Below are 19,294 nucleotides of genomic sequence, written 5' to 3' on the forward strand. Positions count from 1 at the left end.
CGCTTCTCCCTGGGCGCTGGCAGCGCCCGATCTCATTTTCTTAACAAATCTAGCGCGTTGCGCGGTCGCAAGCGACAGCGAAATGCCCGGTGGAGCCGGGAACTGGAGTTGTCGTTAAGCTGCTCGCTTGCGGCAGGGCGCCTATCCTCCCCTGGAGGGGGAGGGTCGATCGCGCGCAGCGCGAGCGGGGTGGGGTGATCTCTCGACACGGGCAGCGTTCGAGGTGGAGAGACTGTCACCCCACCCCGGCTCCATTTCGCTGCGCTCAATGTGAGCCGACCCTCCCCCTCCAGGGGAGGGTGGAAGCTAACCCTACTCCGCCGCCAGCGACTTCTGGCGCAGCGGCAGGCCCAGGCGGTCCCACACTTGCAGCAGGGCTTCGGCGAGCTGATCGATCAGACCGTCGTCGTGATAGGGCGAGGGCGTGATGCGCAGTCGTTCGGTGCCTTTGGCGACGGTCGGATAGTTGATCGGCTGGATGTAGATGCCGTGCTCCTCGAGCAGAAGGTCGGAGGCCTGCTTGCACTTCTCGGGATCGCCGACGAACAGCGGCACGATATGGGTGTCGCTCGACATCACCGGCAGGCCGGCGGCATTGAGGATCGCCTTGACGCGGGCGGCGCGGTCCTGGTGGCGCTCACGCTCCCAGTTCGAGGTCTTCAGGTGCTTGATCGCGGCGGTCGCGGCCGAGCAGATGGCCGGCGGTAGCGCGGTGGTGAAGATGAAGCCCGGCGCATAGGAGCGCACGGCGTCGATGATCTGACCGTTGGCGGCGATGTAGCCGCCAAGGCAGCCGAAAGCTTTCGCCAGCGTGCCTTCGAGGATGTCGATGCGATGCATGACCCCGTCACGCTCGGCAATGCCGCCGCCGCGCGGGCCGTACATGCCGACCGCGTGGACCTCGTCGACATAGGTCATCGCGCCATACTTTTCAGCGAGGTCGCAGATCTTGGCGAGCGGGGCGATGTCGCCATCCATTGAATAAAGGCTCTCGCAGGCGATCAGTTTTGGCCGGTTCGGCCCGGCCACTTTCAGCAGCTCTTCAAGATGGGCAAGATCGTTGTGGCGGAACACAACCCGCTCACAGCCGGACTGTCGGATGCCCTCAATCATCGAATTGTGGTTGAGCTCGTCCGACAGGATCAGGCAGTTCGGAATGAGTTTTGCGATGGTGGCGATGCCGGTCTGGTTCGAGACGTAACCCGAGGTGAACAGCAGTGCGGCTTCCTTGCCATGGAGATCGGCCAGCTCGGCCTCGAGCTGGACCAGCGGATGATGCGTGCCGGCGATGTTGCGGGTGCCGCCGGCCCCGGTGCCGACGCGGGTTGCGGTCTCGACCATGGCGCCGACCACCTTCGGGTGCTGACCCATGCCGAGATAATCGTTGGAGCACCAGATCACGATGTCGCGTTTGCCCTTCGGCGAATGCCAGACCGCGTGTGGGAACCGGCCGGCCGTGCGCTCCAGATCGGCGAACACGCGGTACCTCCGCTCGGTGTGAAGACGGTCGAGGGCGGAACTGAAGAACTCGTTGTAATCCATCGGCAAACCTGCAGCGGAACCCGGCCCAAGGCGGCCGTTCAATTTTTAGAGCTTTTCCAGCTCCGATGTCCATGCACCTGCTCACATTTGCGGCAAGGCGAGCGTGCCAATTGATAACGCCGGCCTGGCCGCGATTGTTGATTTGGATCAAGTGCCTAGCGCGCACTTGCGGCCCGGACCGGAGTTGCCGGAAAGGTGGGGCTGCCGTGGACATTTTGTCCATGGTGCACGCTCCGTCCATCATTGCGGAGCCGGCCGACGCCATCGCCTCAAGCTGCGCTTGAATTCCGGCCTCTGCCCGCAAGCGGGGAGAGGCGAAGGCAAACTCAGGTCGTCCTGAACTGCAACACGCCGTCTTGCGTCTCCGCCCTCAGCCGGCCCTCGACGATCATGTAGTTGACATGGGCCACCAGTTCGCCGGCGGCAAAGCCCATCTGATGCTCGTCCAGCACATGCTTGTTGAATACGACGGGCACCAAGGCGCGCGAGGTCTGCGGCACCTCGCGGCAGGCTTCCGCGATCAGGCGGCAGCGCTCCTCGTGGTGGTCGGCGAGCTGCTTGATGCGGGTCTTCAAGCCGTAAAACGGCACGCCGTGGCCAGGCAGCACCAGCACGTCGTAGGGGAGCGTCGTGGTGAGGCTGGCGAGCGAGGCCAGATATTCGCCGAGCGAGTTCTGGTCGGGCTCGACCGCCCAGACGCTGACATTCGGCGAGATCTTGCTCAGCACCTGGTCGGCGGAGAGGAACAGCTTGTCGTCGGCGCAATACAGCATCACCTGGTCGAGCGCGTGCCCGCCGCCGGTGATCACCTTGAAGCGGCGTGAACCGATCACGACGTCGTCGCCATGGGAGATACGGCGGTAGGACGGCGGCAGCACGGAGACGCGCTTGAGATAATCCTGACCGCGACCGAGCAGTTTTTCGGTGAGCGATTCGTCCATGCCATGGCGGCGGAAGAACAGCCGCTGCGCCTCGCGCCGCTCCTCGGTGCCGCGGTTCTGGTGATAGACCGATTGCAGATATTCGACCTGCGACATCACCAGCGGGCAGTTGAACCGTTCGACGATCCACCCGGCGAGACCGACATGATCGGGGTGCGAGTGGGTGACGATCAGCCGCGTGATGTTGACGCCTTTCAGCGGGCCCTCGAACAGCTTTGTCCAGGCCTCGATCGTTTCCTCGTTGCCGAAGCCGGCATCGATCATGGCATAGCCGTCGCCGTCGGCGAGCAGGTAGATGTTCACGTGATTGAGGCGGAACGGCAGTTTCAGCCGCGCCCACAGCACACCGGGCCGCACCTCAACCACCTCTTCGGGGCCGGGATGCTGTTCCCAAGGGTGGCGCAAGGCCTCGGCTGAGGACTGCGCGGTGTCGGTTTTCGAATTCATGCTACCGGCTTAAACCCGCGGCGCGCGGGGCGCCAGCCGAAAAGGATGGGAGTCGACCGTCGCATGGCCGTCATACCGGCAGCGGTTTTTCCGCGTCTCGGTTGAAGCCGGCAAAAAAAACGCTGTCCTTCCGGGGCGCGCGCAAGCGCGAACCCGGAATCCGGAGATTGTGGTGCGAGATTCCGGGCCCGCCTCTTCGAGGCGTCCCGGAATGACGATCAGGCCGCGCGCATGTTGTTGAGGAACGCGTCGATCTCCCCGCGCAGCATGTCGGCCTCGCGGCGCAGTGCATCGGAGGCGTTCAGCACTTCGCCTGCCGCAGCGCCGGCCTCGGCAGACGCCGTGGAGACGCCGACGATGTTGCTGGAGACCTCGCTGGTGCCGCCGGCGGCGTGCTGGATGTTGCGGGCGATCTCGCGGGTAGCGGCGCCCTGTTGCTCGACCGCAGCCGCAATCGTCGTGGTGACGTCGTTGATCTCGCCGATGATCCGGCCGATGCCCTGGATGGCACCGACCGCCGAGGTCGTTATCTCCTGCATGCTGGCGATCTGGGTGCGGATTTCTTCCGTCGCCTTGGCGGTCTGGCTCGCAAGGCTCTTCACCTCGGACGCGACCACTGCGAAGCCGCGGCCAGCCTCGCCCGCGCGTGCCGCCTCGATGGTGGCGTTGAGGGCGAGCAGGTTGGTCTGCGAGGCGATGGTCTGGATCAGATCGACGACGACATTGATGCGGCTCGCGCTGTCGGCGAGGCTCTGCACCGTCGCGTCAGTGGCGCCGGCCTCGTCGACCGCCTTCTTGGCGATCTCCGCCGAGGTCACCACCTGACGGCTGATCTCGGCGATCGAGGACGACAGCTGCTCGGTGCCGGCCGAGACCGTCTGCACGTTGACGGAGGTTTCCTCCGCGGCGGAGGCGACCGCGTTCACCAGCGCGTTGGACTGGTCCGCGGTATTCGACATGCTCTGCGCCGTCGATTGCATCGAATTGGCTGATTGCGCGAGATTGTCGAGCGCGGAGCGGACAGTGCTTTCAAACTCGGCGATCTTCGCCTCCATCCGCGCGGCACGTTCGGCTTTCGCTGCACGATCCTTGTCCTGCTCGCTGGCCAGCGACCGGGCTTCGATCATGCTGTCGCGGAACACGTGAAGCGTATCGGTCATCGCGCCGATCTCGTCGTTGTGCTTCGCGCGTGCGATCTCGGTGTCGAGATCGCCGGCCGAGAGCAGCTGCATGGCGCGCTGGAGGCCGCTGATGCGGCGGAGGATGTTGCGGCCGACATAGAGCCAGACGAACAGCGCCGAGCCGACCAACATCATGGCGCCCAGCGCCAGCATCGCCGTCGTGGCGAGCGAAATCTCCTGCCGCGCCTGGAAGGTCGACGTGTTGGTCTCTTTCTGCACGGCGTCGACGAGCTGCTGCACGCTGATGCCGAGGCCGACATTGAGCTTGCGGGTCTCGTCCAGGATGGTCTGGCCGTAATCGACGGAGTCGAGCTCCTTCTCGCGCAGATTGAATACGCCGGACTTGCCGGTCCCGAGCGCGAGCAGCTTTTCTGCGGTCTCGCGCAGCATCTTGTTGCCCTGATTGTCCGGCAACAGATCGAGGTTGGACCGCAAGCGACCCTGTGCCGTCTTGAATTCCTTCTGGATGTCATCGAGCTTGTCGCTCGTGTTCGCCGAGAGCGCCGCGCTCATGTCGGCGGCTGCGAGATTGCCGCTGGCGACGACGTTGCCGAGCTGGCCGACGGTCTGCGCGGCGTCAGTGGCATCTGCAGCGGACAGGTCGGCAGAGCCGAGAATGGCGTTGACCCGGGTCTGCGCGTCCAGCATCGCCGGACTGGCCGCGCCGACGAACGCGCCCTGCGCGTTGCGTAGCGCGTCATATTGCTTGTCATGCAGGGCCGCGATGTCCAGCCGTTCGCGGGCAGCCTTGGCCAGGCTCTGGGCCGCCTCGTTGATGCTCTTCATCGTCTCGCCGAGACCGGAGACGACGGCCTTGTCGCCGCCGAGCTCGATGATCTCGTTGAGCTTCTGCTGCGTCTGCTCCTGCAGTTCCTTCAGCTTCTTGGTGCGCTCGTTCAGGGCGTCCTCGGTTTGAGCCGCAAGCAGGGCAGGTCCCTGTGCCGCAAGGCTCGCGCTCAAGGCCGACAATTGCAGGCTCGCCGCAAGGCGCGGAATGTCCCGTCCGCTCAGTTCAGTCATGCGCCCGCCGAGTTTCTGCAGCGCCAGGCCGGCGCCGGCCGAAATCACGAGGCCCATGCCGGCGATCACTGCGAAGGCCGCGAACAGGCTGCCGCGCACGCCCCATTTCGGCAGTTTGAAACGCGGCTTGAATCGGCCGAGACTGAAACGGATCGCCATCGAAATTCCCCCACGCCCTTGCTTCTGTTTTGTGGCCGGGAGTATCGGGCACGCCGGTTAAAAAATCGCAATCTGTGCAATCGGTTGCGCGCGTTCCGCAGGGCGAAAAAAGAAGGGCCGGCAACATCGCCGGCCCTTCGTGATGATAACGTTTTGCTAACGCTCAGTAGCGCGCGACGGCCGGGCTGGCCCAGTTGAAGCGGTAATTGAGGCCCGCCTTGAAGGTATGGTCGTCGGTGGTGAAGTTGCCGGTGCCGACCAGCGGGCCCGCGGTGAAGTGCGCATCGCCGAAGTTGTAGTACTGGTACTCGGCCTTGGCCGACCAGTTCGGTGCGAACATGTATTCGAGGCCGGCGCCGACGGTGTAGCCGTTGCGATGATCGCCATCGATGATGAAGCCGGATGGTACGCCGCCAACAGTCACTCTCTCGTTGTTGTCCGAATAGGCATAACCGCCCTTCACATAGAGGAGGCCCGGACCCCAGGTGTAGCCGACCCGGCCGGTGATCGAGCCGAGCCCGCGCTGGTCGTTGGTGTAGGCGATGCCGCCCGGGAACACCGCGCCGACGCTGCCGGAGAGCCAGGAATACTGGCCTTCGACGCCGACGACGAAGTTCGGGTTGAACTGCCAGTCCGCACCGACCTGCACACCGCCGAGGAAACGGCCGTTGCCATTGTTGCCGGTGGAGAGACCGTTGAAATTGTTGTCGCTGGAGAACGCACCGCCGACATGGCCGCCGATGTAAAAACCGGTCCAGTTGTAGATCGGTGCAGCATAGGCCGGCGCGGGTGCCTTGTAGTAGTTGCGGTTACCGAGATCGGCGCCGACGGCCGGCGCGGCCGCGCCCAGCACGAGCAGCGCAACGGTCGCAAACAGAATCTTCTTCATCGTCTTGAACTCCAACACGTAAGGTCCCCGGCAGGCGCGCTTTCGCGCCGTCGTTGGTTTTGCAGATAGCTCGCTTTTGACGAAAATGCTGTCACATGCATGGCACAGCGGGCCCCAACCTAACCTACTGGGCCGCAAATGATTTTCGTGCTTAATGGCGCCTTAAGAAATGCTGAAGGAAGGCTTAACTTCGCGCGTCGCCGGTAACTTGCGGGCGCCTCCTCTTAACCAAGACGTCGCCGCGCCTCGTCGCGCATCTGAGCACGAAAGGCCGCGCGCTTTGCCGGGCGGTCTTCCTCGCGCACGTCGTGACGATCGAAGATGTCGAACTTCTCCAGGATCGGATAGCGCTCGCTTGCCATCGCGAGCACGCGCAGCACCTTGGTCGCCGCTGGTGTCGGGCCGCTGACCTCCCAGCGCCTTATGGTCTCGGCGCCGCCTTTCTCCGGCAGCCCGCACAGCCTGGCCATGTCGGCCGCGGTGAGCTTGCGCTCAAGGGCGTCGGAGAGGTCGTTGCGGAGTTGCTTCAGTTCGGCGCCGGTCATGCTGCTTGCGTCCAGGAAAGTCACTGAAGCCAATGCACTAGCGCTGATTCGGGTTCATCCGAAGGCGGCGAGCGCAGCCCGGCACGTTCGCGCGCGCACGGAGTTATGAACGCAGACCTATGGAAATTTTCCGATGAATGAACACTTGGCATACCGGGCACGGGGCGAAAGGATCAGGCCATGACAACCATCAAACTCGCCATTGCCGCACTCGTCACTGCCGGGCTGCTTGCCGTGCCCTTTGCGGCTGAAGCGAAGAAAGCCCGATCGAGCCGACATTACAGCAACGGTGTGGTGGCGCCGACCTATGGCGGTGCCGGAACGCCGTCAGCGCAGCCGAGCGCGTCCTATGGGTCGTCCGGACAGACGGTCGGCACCGTCACGGCGCCGTCGGTCGGCTCGTACAATTGGCCCTCGGTCGGCGTGACCAACTCGGTCCCCACCTGGAGCAACACCACGAGATAGACCGATGCCGGTCAGCGGACGCCAATCGCGAGGCCGGAGAGCAGATACAGCGCGACCAGCAACGTTGCGACGGACAGCATCGTCGTGATCGAGACCGTGGCCGCAACCAGCTTCTCGTCAACCTTGTGCTCATGCGCGAGGACGTACACGGTTTTCGCCGTCGGCACGGCCGCGCAGACGACAGCGGCGACCGTGTAGAGAGGATCGAGTCCCAAGATCACGCAGAGCCCGTAGACGATCAGAGGCATGACCACCAGTTTCACCGCCGCGAGCGCAAACGATGCCTTCAGGTTGGATCGCAGGCCCTCAACGGACAAACCAAGTCCGATGGCAAACAGCGCGCAAGGCGTGAGCGCTGCAGCGATCATGTTCAGATAGGTCGCGACCAGCGCCGGAATCGGCAAGCCCGTGATCGCCCACACCAGCCCAATGAGCGTCGACAGCACCATCGGATTGAGCAGGATCTGCTTTGCCAGTCCCGTGGGATGGGCGGGCTCGTGCGGGTCGCGTCCTTTCAGGAGGATGACCGTGATCGGAAACATTACGGCGGCCACGAACACTGTCGCTACCGCGGCGGGCAGGACGGCGGGCTGGCCGTAGATCACGTGCAGGATCGGCAGCGCGACAAACCCGGTATTGGTCATTGCCGCCGCCATCCCATGAATGGTGCTGCTGGCGATATCGTGTTTGCCACCCGCGCGGACCGCCAGAAACACCATCCCGAAGCAGATCAGTGAACCGCCGCCGAATGCGAGCAGGAAGCGCCATTCCAGCAGGTTGCGGGCCGGCTCCCGCGCGATCGTGACGATCAGGAGCGCCGGCATCGCCACGTTGTAAGCAAAGTGCACCAGGGCATCGGCAAGCGAGCGGGAGAGAGAGCCGAACTCGCCTGCCAGCCAGCCGGTGACGATGATCGCGAACACGGGAAGAATGAGGCTGGCGACCTCCATCTGGCTTCCCCCTCATGGACAAAGGGGGGCGAGGTTAGCCCAGCGATGGGTTGTCGTCACGGTGTGGTTTAATGGAGCCGTCCCGGGTGATCATTCGCCAAGGACGAAAATCTTCCTCGTTAGATTCCCCTGCGATCCTGCTTCCCAATCACGCAACGCCATGCCGCCAGGCGCTCAGCCGGATGCTGGTTCATCCATTCCGCAAGCTGCGGGGCGCCCATCAGGCAGGACTGCACCGAGACCTGAGCAAAGTCCGAGCTGGTGACAATCTGCTCATGGCAATTGGTCGGAGAGGAGAGACTGCAAAGCACGGCAATGATCTTGATCACGAAAGGTTACCCCTATCGCCGCCGCTGATCGTGCGGCCCGTTGCTTTATCCTGCCCATTGCTGACCGGATCAGATGGCGGAAAGATGCTGTCGTAGATTGCGCGTGCCTCCTGAATGAGGCGCGCGCGCTCGCGCTCAGATCTTGAGACAAATCGAATAACTTCACCCATGTTGGCTCCGAATGTCAGTGGGGCAAGCAGGTCATGAGATGATAACAATCATCTAATCGTATCTATGGCGTCCCCTCGGCTTTTGAAACGACGTCCCCGTTCACGACGGAATAAAAAGCCCGTGACCGCGCGGGCGTCCCAACGTCCGGGTGTTCCTGCGCCAGGTACGGGCTGTTCACCGTTCTTATCGCGCTGCTGCAATTACCGCGCGAGCGAACGCCGATGACAGCTTACTCTTGCCGCACCGGCAAGGCAGTCTCTGCAAAGCAAATGCCGATCGACCAAAGATGTTTCGCCGGCATCACCCGCAAGTTTTTGGAACAATCTTGCAGCTCGGCGAACCCGTCACGACGATCGCTCATGCCGCCGGCGCGCGCGCCTTTCGCCCCGGTACCGCCGACAGCAGTTCACGCGTATAGGCGTGCTCGGGCGCGGCGAAGAGCTGCGCGGTCTGCTTGAGTTCGACGATGGCGCCGCGCTGCATCACCGCGATGCGGTCGCAGATTTGCGCCGCGACGCGCAGATCATGGGTGATGAACAGCATCGAAAGGCCGAGGCGCGCCTTGAGGTCTTCGAGCAGCTTCAACACCTGCGCCTGCACGGAGACGTCGAGGGCGGAGACGGCTTCATCTGCGACGATGATCTCGGGCTCGAGCGCGAGCGCGCGCGCAATGCCGATACGCTGGCGCTGGCCGCCGGAGAATTCGTGCGGATAGCGCTCGAGGGCGCCGGCGTCGAGGCCGACCATCCTGAGGAGATCGCGAGCGCGGTCGAGCGCGACCTTCGGATCGGTGCCGGCCGCGATCGGGCCGTCGGCGATGATGTGGCCAATCTTGCGCCGCGGATTGAGCGAGGCGAACGGATCCTGGAAGATCATCTGGATGCGATGCCGTTCGGCGCGCAGCGCCCTGCCCGAAAGAGAGGTGAGATCGGTGTCGCCGATCCGCACCGTGCCGCGGTCGGCTTCGATCAGCCGCATCACGAGCCGTGCCACCGACGACTTGCCGGAGCCGGATTCGCCGACGAGGCCGAGCGTCTCGCCCTTGAGGATGTTGAAATTGACCTCGCGCGCCGCCTCGACGCGGCGGTCCTCGCGAAACCAGCCGCCCGACGTGACGTAGGTCTTGTCCAGTCCGATCACCTCGACGGCCCGGGCCTGATCGTCGAGCAGTTTGCGCACCGGCGGGTCCATCGACGGCACGGCGGCGAGCAGTGCCTTGGTGTAGTCGTGCTGCGGATCGTGGAAAACCGTCGCAGCGGGACCTTCCTCGACCACCTTGCCGTGTCGGAGCACCACGACCTGGTCGGCGATGTCGGCGACCACGCCGAAATCGTGGATGATGAACATCACCGCCATGTTGCGGTTGCGCTGGAGATTGCGGATCAGATCGAGAATTTGTGCCTGCGTGGTGACGTCGAGCGCAGTGGTCGGCTCGTCGGCGACCAGCACCGCGGGCTCAAGCGCGAGCGCCATGGCGATCATGGCGCGCTGGCGCTGGCCGCCGGAGAGCTGGTGCGGGTAGGCGCGCACGATCCGCTCGGGGTCGGGCAGGCCGACCTCGCGCGCCAACGCGAGTGCTCTTGCGCGCCGCTCCTTCGGCGTGAGCTGGCCATGGGCCTCGAACATCTCCGCCATCTGGTCGCCGATCCGCATCAACGGATTGAGCGCGGTCATCGGTTCCTGAAAGATCATCGCGAGCCTGCGGCCGCGCAGATCGCGCCAGCCGTCGTCGCCCAGCTTGAGCAGGTCGCGGCCTTCGAACTGGACCTCGCCGGAGGTGACCGACACGGTGTCCGGCAACAGGCCCATCAGCGCATGCGCGCACATCGACTTGCCGGACCCGGACTCGCCGACGACGCAGACGATCTTGCCGGGCTGCAAATCGAGCGAGACGCCGTCGACGGCGAACGGACGCTCGGCGCCCTTGGGCAGCGCGATCCTCAGGCTCTTGATGGAGATGGCGGGCGGTGCGGTCATCGTCAGCGCCCCTCCCGCGACAGTCGCGGATTGAGCGCGTCGTTTAGGCCTTCGCCGATCAAATTGAGGCCGAGCACCGAGATCAGGATGGCCACGCCGGGAAACACGGTGATCCACCAGGCCTGGCGGATCACGGTCCGGCCGGCGCCGACCATGTAGCCCCAGGAGATCAGATTGGGATCGCCGAGGCCAAGGAACGACAGCGAGGATTCCAAGAGGATTGCAGTCGCCACCATCAGCGAGGCCAGCACGATCACGGGCGACAGTGCGTTCGGCAGGATCTCGCGCAAAATGATCCAGGTGTTGCTCTGTCCCGTGACTACCGCGGCCTGGACATATTCGCGCGTGCGCAGCGACAGCACCTCGCCGCGCACGAGGCGGGCGACCGGCGGCCAGCTCACCACCGCTATCGAGGCCACGATGGAATAGATCGAGGGCTGCAGGATTGCGACCAGCACGATCGCGAGCGCGAAGCTTGGAATAGTCTGAAAGAATTCGGTGAAGCGCATCAAGGCATCGTCGACTTTGCCGCCGAAATAGCCGGCCATCGCGCCGATCGGCACGCCGACGATCAGGGCTACCAGCGTCGAGACAAGGCCAACGAGCAGCGAGACGCGTGCGCCGAAGATCATGCCGGCGAACACGTCGCGGCCGAGCGCGTCGGTGCCGAGCGGCACGGCCTGCAGCGTGAAGGGCGGCAGGAACGGCCGCTGCACCATGCGCCAGGGCGAGTTCGGGAACAGCATCGGCCCGAACACCGCGACCGAGATCGCAAGCAGCAGGATGACGAGCCCAATGACGCCGCTCGGGCTCTTCAACATCGATTTCCAAAATTGCTTCATGAGGCGAATTCGATGCGCGGGTCGACCAGGCGGTAGACCAGGTCGGTGATGAGGTTGAAGATCAGCACCATGGCGGAGCAGATCACGAAGACGCCGAGCAGTAGGTTGTAGTCGCGTTGGAGTAGCGCGTCGTACATCAGCCGACCGATGCCGGGCCAGGCGAACACGGTCTCGGTGATGACGGCGCCGCCGATCAGCGTGCCGGAATGCACGCCGGCGAGCGTCACTACCGGCAGCAGAGCGTTGCGCAGCACGTGGCGGCGCTGGATCACGGCGTCGGACAGGCCCTTGGCGCGCGCGGTCTTGATGAAGTCGAGCCGCTTCACCTCGAGCATCGAGGCGCGCGTCATGCGGGTGTAGGTCGCCATGAAGAACAGCCCGAGGGTCATCGCCGGCATGATCAGGTGCTTTGCGACGTCGATCGCGTGGGCAAGGCCGGTGAGATTGGCGCCGACTGTCTCGTAGCCGAAGCTCGGCAGCCAATCCATGGTGACCGAGAACAGCAGGATCCCCATCAGCGCCACCCAGAAGATCGGCATGGCGTAGAAAATCAGTGCAAAGACGGTAATGGCCGTGTCGAGGAAGATTCCGGCAAAGCGCGCGGCGAAGGTGCCGAAGAGGATGCCGAGCACGAGCGAGATCGTGAAGGCGGTCAGTGTCAGCAGTAGCGTCGCCGGCAGCCGTTCGCCGATCAGCTTTGCGACCGGTGCCTGCTGGCGGAAGGAGAAGCCGAGGTCGAGAGTGACGACGCCCTTGACGTAGATGAAGAGCTGCTCGGGCATTGGCTTGTCGAGGCCGAACTTTTCCCGGAGCTGCTTCACGAAGATCGGGTCGCTGGCGCCGGCTTCGCCCGCCATCACCACCGCAGGGTCGCCGGGCGCAAGTCGGATCAGGAAGAAATTGAGAACGATGATCGCGAGCAGGACGATCACGCCCTTTAGGACACGCTGAGCGACGAAGGAGAGCATAATTAGATGGCGATCAGATCAGGTTGAACGCAGCGGCGATCGCCGTGCGCTCCCTCTCCCGCTTGCGGGAGAGGGCAGGGGAGAGGGTATTTCCGCAGAGATGACACCGGGTGGAGAAAGCCCTCTCCCGCCGCGCTCTGCAAGCGCGTCGACCTCCCCCGCAAGCGGGGGAGGTGAAACAAGCGTGCGGCCTGCACCATCACTTGTCGAGCCATGCGTCCTTGAAGCCGTCATTGACCCCGATTCCCGTGGTGATCAGGTTCTTGACCTTGCAGCGCATGATGGTCGGGAATTGCAGCTCGAGCATCCAGGCCACCGGCACGTCTTCGACCAGGATCTTCTGCGCCTTCTCATAGATCTCCTTGCGCTTGGAGTCCGGGGTCGCGACAGCACCGTCGGCGAACAGCTTGTCGATCTCCGGGTTGGAGTAGCCTTCGACGTTATTGAAAACCTGGCCCTTGGCGATGGCGCTGGAGACGTAATTGCGTCCTACCCCGAGTGCGGGATCGCCGTACTGATAGAGATAGGTGAAGGCGATGTCATAGTCCCACTCGCCGATCTTCTGGTTGCCGCCAGCAACGTCGGTGGCAATCGTCTCGATGTTGATACCGGCGTCCTGGAGGTTCTGCTTCACCGCTTCACCCCAGCGCTGCCAGGTTTCGCCATAGGCCAGCGGCAACAGGCGGATCTTCTCGCCCTTGTAGCCGGCTTCCTTCAGCAGCGCCTTGGCCTTGGCCGGATCGTACGGGTACTTTTTCACGTCGTCGGTGTAATATTTGATGGTCGAGGCGGACGGGCCGGTCGCGACCTTGCCGAGCCCGTTCCAGATGACATCCTTGGCGAAATCGCGGTCGATTGCATACATGACCGCCTGCCGCACCCGCTTGTCCGCGAGCGGACCCTGGCGGTTGTTGAGCCAGAGCCAGGCCAGCGGCGAGAAGAACTCCCAGCCGGCGCCGGTGACACAGGTGTCCTTCAGCTTGGACAGCCGCGGCACGTCGAAGTTCTCGACCGAGCCGCCGGGCAGCACGTCGACCTTGCCGGTCTCATACGCCACCGAGCGGGCCGCGGCGTCGGGAATGATCTGCCAGTAGATCTCGTCGAGATAAGGCTTGCCCTTCTCGTAATAGTTCGGGTTCTTGACCAGGCGGATGAACGAGCCCTTCTGCCACTCCTTGAACATGAAGGGGCCGGTGCCGATGGGCGCGTTGTTGTAGGGATTCGTCTTGAAATCGGTGCCTTCATACAGATGCTTCGGCACCATCGGCATCGAGCCAACCTCGAAGATGCCGAGGAACGGGCCGAACGGCTGCTTCAGCGTGAAGACCACCGTGTAGTCGTCGGGCGCCTCGACCTTGTCGACCTGGGCGAGGTTGTTGCGGGCGCGCGCGTGGGTCTGCCTCAGCATCTCGACCGAGAACAGCACGTCTGCGGCGGTGAAGGGCTTGCCGTCGTGCCAGGTCACGCCCTTCCTGAGCCTGAAGGCGTAGGTTTTCGCGTCCTCGCTTACGCTCCAGCTCTCGGCGAGCTCCGGCTGCGGCTCGAGCTTGGGGCTGTAGCGCAGCAGCCCCTCGAAGATGTTGCCCGACACCATCTGGGTCGGACCGTTCTGGACCATTGCAAGCATCAGGCCGGGCGGCTCGGGCTGGATTACGGCATTGATCACGCCCCCTGTTTTCGGCTCTTGCGCCAGCGCCGGGGCCGTGAGGCCGCAAGCCAGGAGGAGACCAAGCAACACTCGTTTCGGCATGTCGTATCTTTCTCAAGCGAGGTCAGCCGTTAACGCTTCGCAACGTCCTCGCGCGCAAAGCGACGGCCGGCCCATCCCAGTCCCCATCCGGTAGCGAGGCTCACATAGTCTCGCTCGGCGCCGCAAGATGAAAGTCGCGACAACGTTCGCACAAAAAATGCACAGCGCGTCCTGTTTTGATTTATCTGCCTCATATCGCTGTGTACCGGTCATGTCGGTCGTTGGCCGACATGACCGGTGCGGCTAGCGACACAGCGTCGTGGGCAGGCCCGTCATCGCAACCCCGCCCGCCGAAATCCTTCTAGATAGTGCTCGCGGTCGGCGTCATTGGCCCACGGCAGTTGCGTCGCGATCCAGTGGAGCGAGATGCCGGGCTGGGCGCGGCGGAGTTCGCCCAGCGCGATCTCTGCCAGCTTTGCGTCCCCGGTCATGCCGGCGGAGACCGCGAGCACGCGGTAGGCGCCGGTGAGGTCGCCGCGGTGGCGGATCGCCTCGCGCGCGAGCGCGATCGCCTCGTCATAGTGCCGCTCGGTAAAGCGCGCATAGCCGGCAATGCCGTGATAGATCGCCAGCGAGGGATCGCGCGGCGAGAGCCGGATTGCCGTCTGCGCCGCCTCGAACGATTCCTTCGAGCGTCCGGCATAAGACAGTGCCAGCGCGTAATAGCCCTGCGCCAGCGAGAAGTTCGGATTGAGCGCGAGCGCCTGCTCGAACTCGGACAGTGCGTCGGCCAGCCTGCGTGTCGAGAACAGGACGCTCCCCAGCGCGGCATGCGCCCAGGCGTCCTCATGGTCGCAGCGCACGGCAGCGAGCGCGGCGGCTTCCGCCACTGGCGCCACCGCAGCAAGCTTGGCCCAGCCGAGATGCACGCCGAACATATGATTTGCCGCCAACACCGACAGCGCCTGACCATAATTCGGATCAATTCCGATCGCGCGCTCCAGCAGCGTCCGAGCGGCCTCGTGATCCTGCCGCGTCACGCGCCAATAGTGTGACAGTGCCCGCATCAGCAGATCCCAGGCATCCAGGCTCGCAGGCGGCTTGCGGTGAGCGCGAAAATTTTCGGCCGCGTGGATCTGCGGCTCGACCGCCGCCACGATCGCGTTGGTGATCTCGTCCTGCACGGCAAAGACGTCGATCAGCTCGCGGTCGTAGCGCTCGGCCCAGAGATGGCTGCCTGATGTGGCATCGTTGAGCTGTGCGGTGATGCGCACCCGGTTGTCCGCCTTGCGCACGCTGCCCTCGACGATGTAGCGGACGCCGAGTTCCTCGGCGATCTGCCTGATGTGGACCGCGCGTCCCTTGTAGGTGAAGGACGAGTTGCGGGCGATCACCAGGAACCAGCGCTGTTTCGACAGCGCGGTGAGGATGTCCTCGCTGATGCCGTCGCCGAAATAGTCCTGCGCGGGATCGCCGCTCATGTTCTCGAAGGCGAGCACCGCGACTGCCGGGCGATCCGAGACGGTGTGCGGCCGGGCAGGAACGGATATAGCGGGCGCAGGCGAAGCCGCCACCTCTTCCTGAACCTCGCCGACGAAACGAAAGCCTTTGCGCGGAATGGTCTTGATCAGCCGCTGGGTGGCGCCGTCGTCGCCGATCGCCTTGCGCGCAGCGTTGATCCGGCTGTTCAGGGCGGAATCGGAGACGATGCGGTCGCTCCAGATCTGGCTGATCAGGTCATCCCTGCTGACCACACGCGCGCGTTGAGCAACCAGATAGAGCAACAGATCGAACACCTGCGGCTGCAACGGCACGGCGACACCGGCGCAGGTGAGTTCCCGCAGGTCGCCGTCGAGCACGTTGTCTTCAAAGCAAAATCGCACGTTTTGTGTCGTCTCAAGCAAAAATCAATGGCATCTCAGGCGAAAATCAATTGTCGGCGAAAGTCTCGGGCCCGTCCGAAGCGCATGGTGGGGCGACCACATAGTGCCGATGTTTTGGCACAACGGAGCTTTCCATGTCTCAGATTGATCAGGTTCATTCGATCAGCCCGGCTGTTGCGGGCTCACGCATGTTCAAGTTCGCCGCCTTTCTGTACGGAATTGCGGCATATCTCGTGTTTTTCGTCACCATTCTCTACGCCATCGGCTTCGTGATGGGGCTGGTCGTGCCGAAGACCATCGACACCGGAACCGCCACGCCCCCGCTTGAGGCGGTCATCATCAATCTCCTCCTGATGACCCTGTTCGCCATCCAGCACAGCGTGATGGCGCGTCAGAGCTTCAAGGCGTGGTGGACGCAGTTCGTCCCGAAGCCAGTCGAGCGTAGCACCTATGTGCTGCTGGCGAGCCTGTCGTTGCTGCTCCTGTTCTGGCAGTGGCGGCCGCTGCCTTCGGTCGTATGGGAGGTCCAGGATCCCGATTTTGCAGTGACGCTGGTCACGCTGTCCTTCGCAGGCTGGGTGCTGGTGTTCACCTCGACCTACATGATCAACCATTTCGAACTGTTCGGCCTGCATCAGGTGACCAACCATCTCGTCGGCAAGGAAGCGGCGCCTGCGCGGTTCAAGACGCCGCTGCTCTATAAGTTCGTTCGTCATCCGATCTATCTCGGCTTCATCATCGCGTTCTGGGCGGCGCCGGTCATGACCGCGGGCCATCTGCTGTTCGCCGCCGTGACCACGCTCTACATCTTCGTCGGCATCGCGCTGGAGGAGCGCGACCTCGTCGCTCTCTTCGGGGACGAGTACCGGCAGTACAAACAACGCGTGTCGATGCTTATTCCCTGGCGCAGATCGGTATAGTCTTCGCCTCGCGCCAGGCGTCCACCGAAAGGAGGACGCGTGGCTGGCCCGACCAGCAATATCGATCCCAATGGAGACGAGCAAAATGAAACATCTCGGAAACTGCTTCTGTGGCGCAGTCACGATCGAGGTCACGGGCGAGCCGGAGGCGATGGGCTATTGCCATTGCCGTTCTTGCAGGTCGTGGTCGGGCGGACCGGTGAATGCCTTCAGCCTGTGGAAGCCCGAGGCGGTGCGCATCACCGAAGGCGCCCAGAACGTCGAGACCTTCGCCAAGACGCCGCTCAGCCAACGCAAATATTGCAAGAAGTGCGGCGGTCATCTCATGACCAACCACCCGCCGCTCGGCCTGGTGGACGTCTTCACCGCCACCATCCCCACGCTCGCATTTTCGCCAGGCGTCCACGTCAATTATGCCGAGACGGTGCTGCCGATGCGCGATGGCCTGCCCAAGCTGAAGGACTTTCCTGCCGAGTTCGGCGGCAGCGGCGAGATGATGCAGGAGTAGGACTTTTCTGACCCTCCCCTGGAGGCCCCCAGGGCAGGGTAAGCTGTGGCGAGCTACCTCATCCCTGCGCGCCGCAATCCTTCCAGGTAATGCGCGCGATCCTCGTCGCGTAGCATCGGCAGCTCGCGCGTGATCCAGGCAAGCGAAATGCCGGGCTGGGCGCGGCGCAGGCCGTGCAGGGCGGACGCGGCAAGGGCCGCGTTTCCCGACATACCGGCCGCGGCTGTCAGCACACGATGCGCGCCGACGAAATCGCTGCGTTGCCGCAGCGATTCGCGCGCCATCTGCACGGCTCCTTCGTAGTCGCGGCCGATGAACCGGGCGTAGGCCGCAACTCCACCATAGATCCCGGCGAGCGGATCGCGCGGGCTCAGCCGCAACGCACGGCGCGCGGCGGCGTCGCCGTCCTGCCATCGTCCCGCGTAGCACAGCGTCACACCGTAGAAGGCGTACGCCATCGCGAAATTCGGATTGAGCTTGAGAGCCAGATCGAACTCCGCCAATGCGTCCTCGAAGCGGCGGCGGAACAGATAAGTATAGGCGAGGCCGTGATGCGCCCAGGCATCGTCGCGATCGGCTTCCACCGCCGCCAGCGCCGCGCGTTCGGCGACCGGCACGGTTGCAGCCATTTCCGCCCAGCCCATATGCGCACCGAAGATGCGGCTGGTCGCGAGCAGGCCCAGCGCCTTGCCATAGGCGGGATCGATCGCGATTGCCTTTTCCAGCAGCTCCTGCGCAGCGGCATTGTCCTCGCGCGTGATGCGCCAGTAACGCGACAATGCGCGCATCACCAGATCCCAGGCATCCAGGCTGCCCGGCGGCTTCTGCTGGGCGCGAAAGCTCTCGGCGGCGTAGAGCTGCGGTTCGATCGCCGCGACGATCGCCTCGGTGATCTCGTCCTGCACGGCGAAGACGTCGGCGAGCTCGCGGTCGTAGCGCTCGGCCCACAGATGGCTGCCGGTCGAGGCATCGTTGAGCTGCGCCGAGATACGCAGGCGCTCGCCGCTACGCCGCACGCTGCCTTCGATCACGTACCGCACGCCGAGCTCGCGTGCGACCTCGTGGACGTGCACAGCGCGCCCCTTGTAGACAAAGGACGAGTTGCGCGCGACGACGAAGAACCAGCGCAGCTTCGACAGGGCGGTGATGATATCCTCGCTGATGCCGTCGGAGAAATAGTCCTGCTCGCGGTCGCCGCTCATGTTGGTGAAGGGCAGCACGGCGATTGCGGGCCGGTCGGGTAGCGCGAGCGTGGTCTGCGCCAACGGCGCCGCGGGGCCGGGTTCCTGAACGGCCGCGCCGCGCTTTGCCTCGACGTCGCCAACGAAGCGAAAGCCCTTGCGCGCGATGGTGCGGATCAGCGCCTGGTTCGCGCCATTGTCACCGATCGCCTTGCGTGCCGCGTTGATCCGGCTGGTCAGCGTCGATTCGGAGACGCTGCGGCCGTGCCAGATCTTGTCGATCAGCTCACCCTTGCTGACCACCCGGTCGCGGTTCTCCATGAGATGCACGACCAGGTCAAAAACCTGAGGTTCCACGGCAACGGGAACCTGCTCGCGGCTCAGCTCGCGCCGGTCGGTATCGAGAAGATGGTCCCGGAACAGAAATTGCACGTCGAAAACTCAGTCCTCACAACGACATCAGGCAATACAAAAATTAAAATGGATTTCGACTTGAAACCTGTAAGTCCGACGAAGGGACTGTCAGGTTCACCACGATCGCGTGATGCCAACTATGCTGTTTTCGGATGGGAACACGACCTCGACAGAATGTGGAGGCTTGGCGCGGATTGCCGCTGGCTTAATCCGCAAGCGTAGCGACGTCGGCAGTGTCGGACATCTCCCCAGCGTCGTCTGGCGAATGCCCG

17 protein-coding genes are annotated in these 19,294 nt (G+C 63.8%); 3 read left to right on the top strand and 14 right to left on the bottom strand.

Going from position 1 to position 19,294, the window contains the following annotated elements:
• Positions 1-312: 312 nt before the first annotated feature.
• The 5 genes from hemA to IVA92_RS07345 form a co-directional block, all read right to left on the bottom strand.
• On the bottom strand, positions 313-1,542 hold the full coding sequence (hemA, locus tag IVA92_RS07325) for a 5-aminolevulinate synthase (protein ID WP_247281736.1): 1,230 nt from the start codon (positions 1,540-1,542) through the stop codon (positions 313-315).
• A gap of 326 nt (positions 1,543-1,868) precedes the next feature.
• On the bottom strand, positions 1,869-2,930 hold the full coding sequence (locus IVA92_RS07330) for an MBL fold metallo-hydrolase (RefSeq protein ID WP_247281735.1): 1,062 nt from the start codon (positions 2,928-2,930) through the stop codon (positions 1,869-1,871).
• A gap of 218 nt (positions 2,931-3,148) precedes the next feature.
• Positions 3,149-5,290, bottom strand: a complete 2,142-nt coding sequence (locus IVA92_RS07335) for a HAMP domain-containing methyl-accepting chemotaxis protein (protein ID WP_247281734.1) — start codon at positions 5,288-5,290, stop codon at positions 3,149-3,151.
• Between the two features lie 163 nt (positions 5,291-5,453).
• A complete protein-coding gene (locus IVA92_RS07340; protein WP_247281733.1) occupies positions 5,454-6,179 on the bottom strand; it encodes an outer membrane protein in 726 nt (241 codons plus the stop codon).
• Positions 6,180-6,403: 224 nt separating this feature from the next.
• Positions 6,404-6,724: a hypothetical protein gene (locus IVA92_RS07345; RefSeq protein WP_247281732.1), complete on the bottom strand. Its 321-nt coding sequence runs from the start codon at positions 6,722-6,724 to the stop codon at positions 6,404-6,406.
• A 180-nt stretch (positions 6,725-6,904) separates the two neighbouring features.
• Between IVA92_RS07345 and IVA92_RS07350 the strand changes: the two genes are divergently transcribed.
• On the top strand, positions 6,905-7,189 hold the full coding sequence (locus IVA92_RS07350) for a hypothetical protein (RefSeq protein ID WP_247281731.1): 285 nt from the start codon (positions 6,905-6,907) through the stop codon (positions 7,187-7,189).
• Between the two features lie 11 nt (positions 7,190-7,200).
• Here the strand turns inward: IVA92_RS07350 and IVA92_RS07355 are convergent, their stop codons facing one another.
• The 8 genes from IVA92_RS07355 to IVA92_RS07390 all read right to left on the bottom strand — a co-directional run bounded on the left by IVA92_RS07355 (position 7,201) and on the right by IVA92_RS07390 (position 15,999).
• On the bottom strand, positions 7,201-8,112 hold the full coding sequence (locus IVA92_RS07355) for an AEC family transporter (RefSeq protein ID WP_247281730.1): 912 nt from the start codon (positions 8,110-8,112) through the stop codon (positions 7,201-7,203).
• Positions 8,113-8,258: 146 nt separating this feature from the next.
• Positions 8,259-8,468, bottom strand: coding sequence for a hypothetical protein (locus IVA92_RS07360; protein WP_247281729.1), 210 nt, complete (start codon positions 8,466-8,468; stop codon positions 8,259-8,261).
• Positions 8,465-8,638, bottom strand: coding sequence for a hypothetical protein (locus IVA92_RS07365; protein ID WP_247281728.1), 174 nt, complete (start codon positions 8,636-8,638; stop codon positions 8,465-8,467). Before IVA92_RS07365 ends, IVA92_RS07360 begins: the two co-directional genes overlap by 4 nt.
• Positions 8,639-8,996: 358 nt before the next feature.
• Positions 8,997-10,616, bottom strand: coding sequence for an ABC transporter ATP-binding protein (locus IVA92_RS07370; protein WP_247281727.1), 1,620 nt, complete (start codon positions 10,614-10,616; stop codon positions 8,997-8,999).
• 2 nt (positions 10,617-10,618) lie between these two features.
• On the bottom strand, positions 10,619-11,458 hold the full coding sequence (locus IVA92_RS07375) for an ABC transporter permease (RefSeq protein ID WP_247281726.1): 840 nt from the start codon (positions 11,456-11,458) through the stop codon (positions 10,619-10,621).
• Complete coding sequence (locus IVA92_RS07380; protein ID WP_247281725.1) at positions 11,455-12,426, bottom strand: ABC transporter permease; 972 nt, start codon at positions 12,424-12,426, stop codon at positions 11,455-11,457. Before IVA92_RS07380 ends, IVA92_RS07375 begins: the two co-directional genes overlap by 4 nt.
• Before the next feature lie 199 nt (positions 12,427-12,625).
• Positions 12,626-14,176, bottom strand: a complete 1,551-nt coding sequence (locus tag IVA92_RS07385; RefSeq protein WP_247281724.1) for an ABC transporter substrate-binding protein — start codon at positions 14,174-14,176, stop codon at positions 12,626-12,628.
• Positions 14,177-14,448: 272 nt separating this feature from the next.
• Positions 14,449-15,999, bottom strand: a complete 1,551-nt coding sequence (locus tag IVA92_RS07390; RefSeq protein ID WP_247281723.1) for a winged helix-turn-helix domain-containing tetratricopeptide repeat protein — start codon at positions 15,997-15,999, stop codon at positions 14,449-14,451.
• A gap of 134 nt (positions 16,000-16,133) precedes the next feature.
• Here IVA92_RS07390 and mddA point away from each other — a divergent pair, with 134 nt between their 5' ends.
• Together mddA and IVA92_RS07400 are read left to right on the top strand one after the other, a co-directional pair.
• Entirely contained in the window at positions 16,134-16,919 is a 786-nt protein-coding gene (mddA, locus tag IVA92_RS07395; protein WP_247281722.1) for a methanethiol S-methyltransferase, read from the top strand.
• Between the two features lie 85 nt (positions 16,920-17,004).
• Entirely contained in the window at positions 17,005-17,427 is a 423-nt protein-coding gene (locus IVA92_RS07400) for a GFA family protein (RefSeq protein WP_247281721.1), read from the top strand.
• A gap of 53 nt (positions 17,428-17,480) precedes the next feature.
• On the opposite strand, the gene IVA92_RS07405 is transcribed toward IVA92_RS07400, so the two are convergent.
• Positions 17,481-19,040, bottom strand: a complete 1,560-nt coding sequence (locus IVA92_RS07405; protein WP_247281720.1) for a winged helix-turn-helix domain-containing protein — start codon at positions 19,038-19,040, stop codon at positions 17,481-17,483.
• Between the last annotated feature and the right edge of the window lie 254 nt (positions 19,041-19,294).

It is taken from the genome of Bradyrhizobium sp. 154 (assembly GCF_023073875.1).
Taxonomy (GTDB): Bacteria; Pseudomonadota; Alphaproteobacteria; order Rhizobiales; family Xanthobacteraceae; genus Bradyrhizobium.

Bases quoted from the DNA above. Each gene is read 5' to 3' on its own strand.
- hemA (WP_247281736.1), bottom strand. From the start codon at position 1,542: ATGGATTACAACGAGTTCTTCAGTTCCGCCCTCGACCGTCTTCACACC.
- IVA92_RS07330 (WP_247281735.1), bottom strand. From the start codon at position 2,930: ATGAATTCGAAAACCGACACCGCGCAGTCCTCAGCCGAGGCCTTGCGC.
- IVA92_RS07335 (WP_247281734.1), bottom strand. From the start codon at position 5,290: ATGGCGATCCGTTTCAGTCTCGGCCGATTCAAGCCGCGTTTCAAACTG.
- IVA92_RS07340 (WP_247281733.1), bottom strand. From the start codon at position 6,179: ATGAAGAAGATTCTGTTTGCGACCGTTGCGCTGCTCGTGCTGGGCGCG.
- IVA92_RS07345 (WP_247281732.1), bottom strand. From the start codon at position 6,724: ATGACCGGCGCCGAACTGAAGCAACTCCGCAACGACCTCTCCGACGCC.
- IVA92_RS07350 (WP_247281731.1), top strand. From the start codon at position 6,905: ATGACAACCATCAAACTCGCCATTGCCGCACTCGTCACTGCCGGGCTG.
- IVA92_RS07365 (WP_247281728.1), bottom strand. From the start codon at position 8,638: ATGGGTGAAGTTATTCGATTTGTCTCAAGATCTGAGCGCGAGCGCGCG.
- IVA92_RS07370 (WP_247281727.1), bottom strand. From the start codon at position 10,616: ATGACCGCACCGCCCGCCATCTCCATCAAGAGCCTGAGGATCGCGCTG.
- IVA92_RS07375 (WP_247281726.1), bottom strand. From the start codon at position 11,458: ATGAAGCAATTTTGGAAATCGATGTTGAAGAGCCCGAGCGGCGTCATT.
- IVA92_RS07380 (WP_247281725.1), bottom strand. From the start codon at position 12,426: ATGCTCTCCTTCGTCGCTCAGCGTGTCCTAAAGGGCGTGATCGTCCTG.
- IVA92_RS07385 (WP_247281724.1), bottom strand. From the start codon at position 14,176: ATGCCGAAACGAGTGTTGCTTGGTCTCCTCCTGGCTTGCGGCCTCACG.
- mddA (WP_247281722.1), top strand. From the start codon at position 16,134: ATGTCTCAGATTGATCAGGTTCATTCGATCAGCCCGGCTGTTGCGGGC.
- IVA92_RS07400 (WP_247281721.1), top strand. From the start codon at position 17,005: ATGAAACATCTCGGAAACTGCTTCTGTGGCGCAGTCACGATCGAGGTC.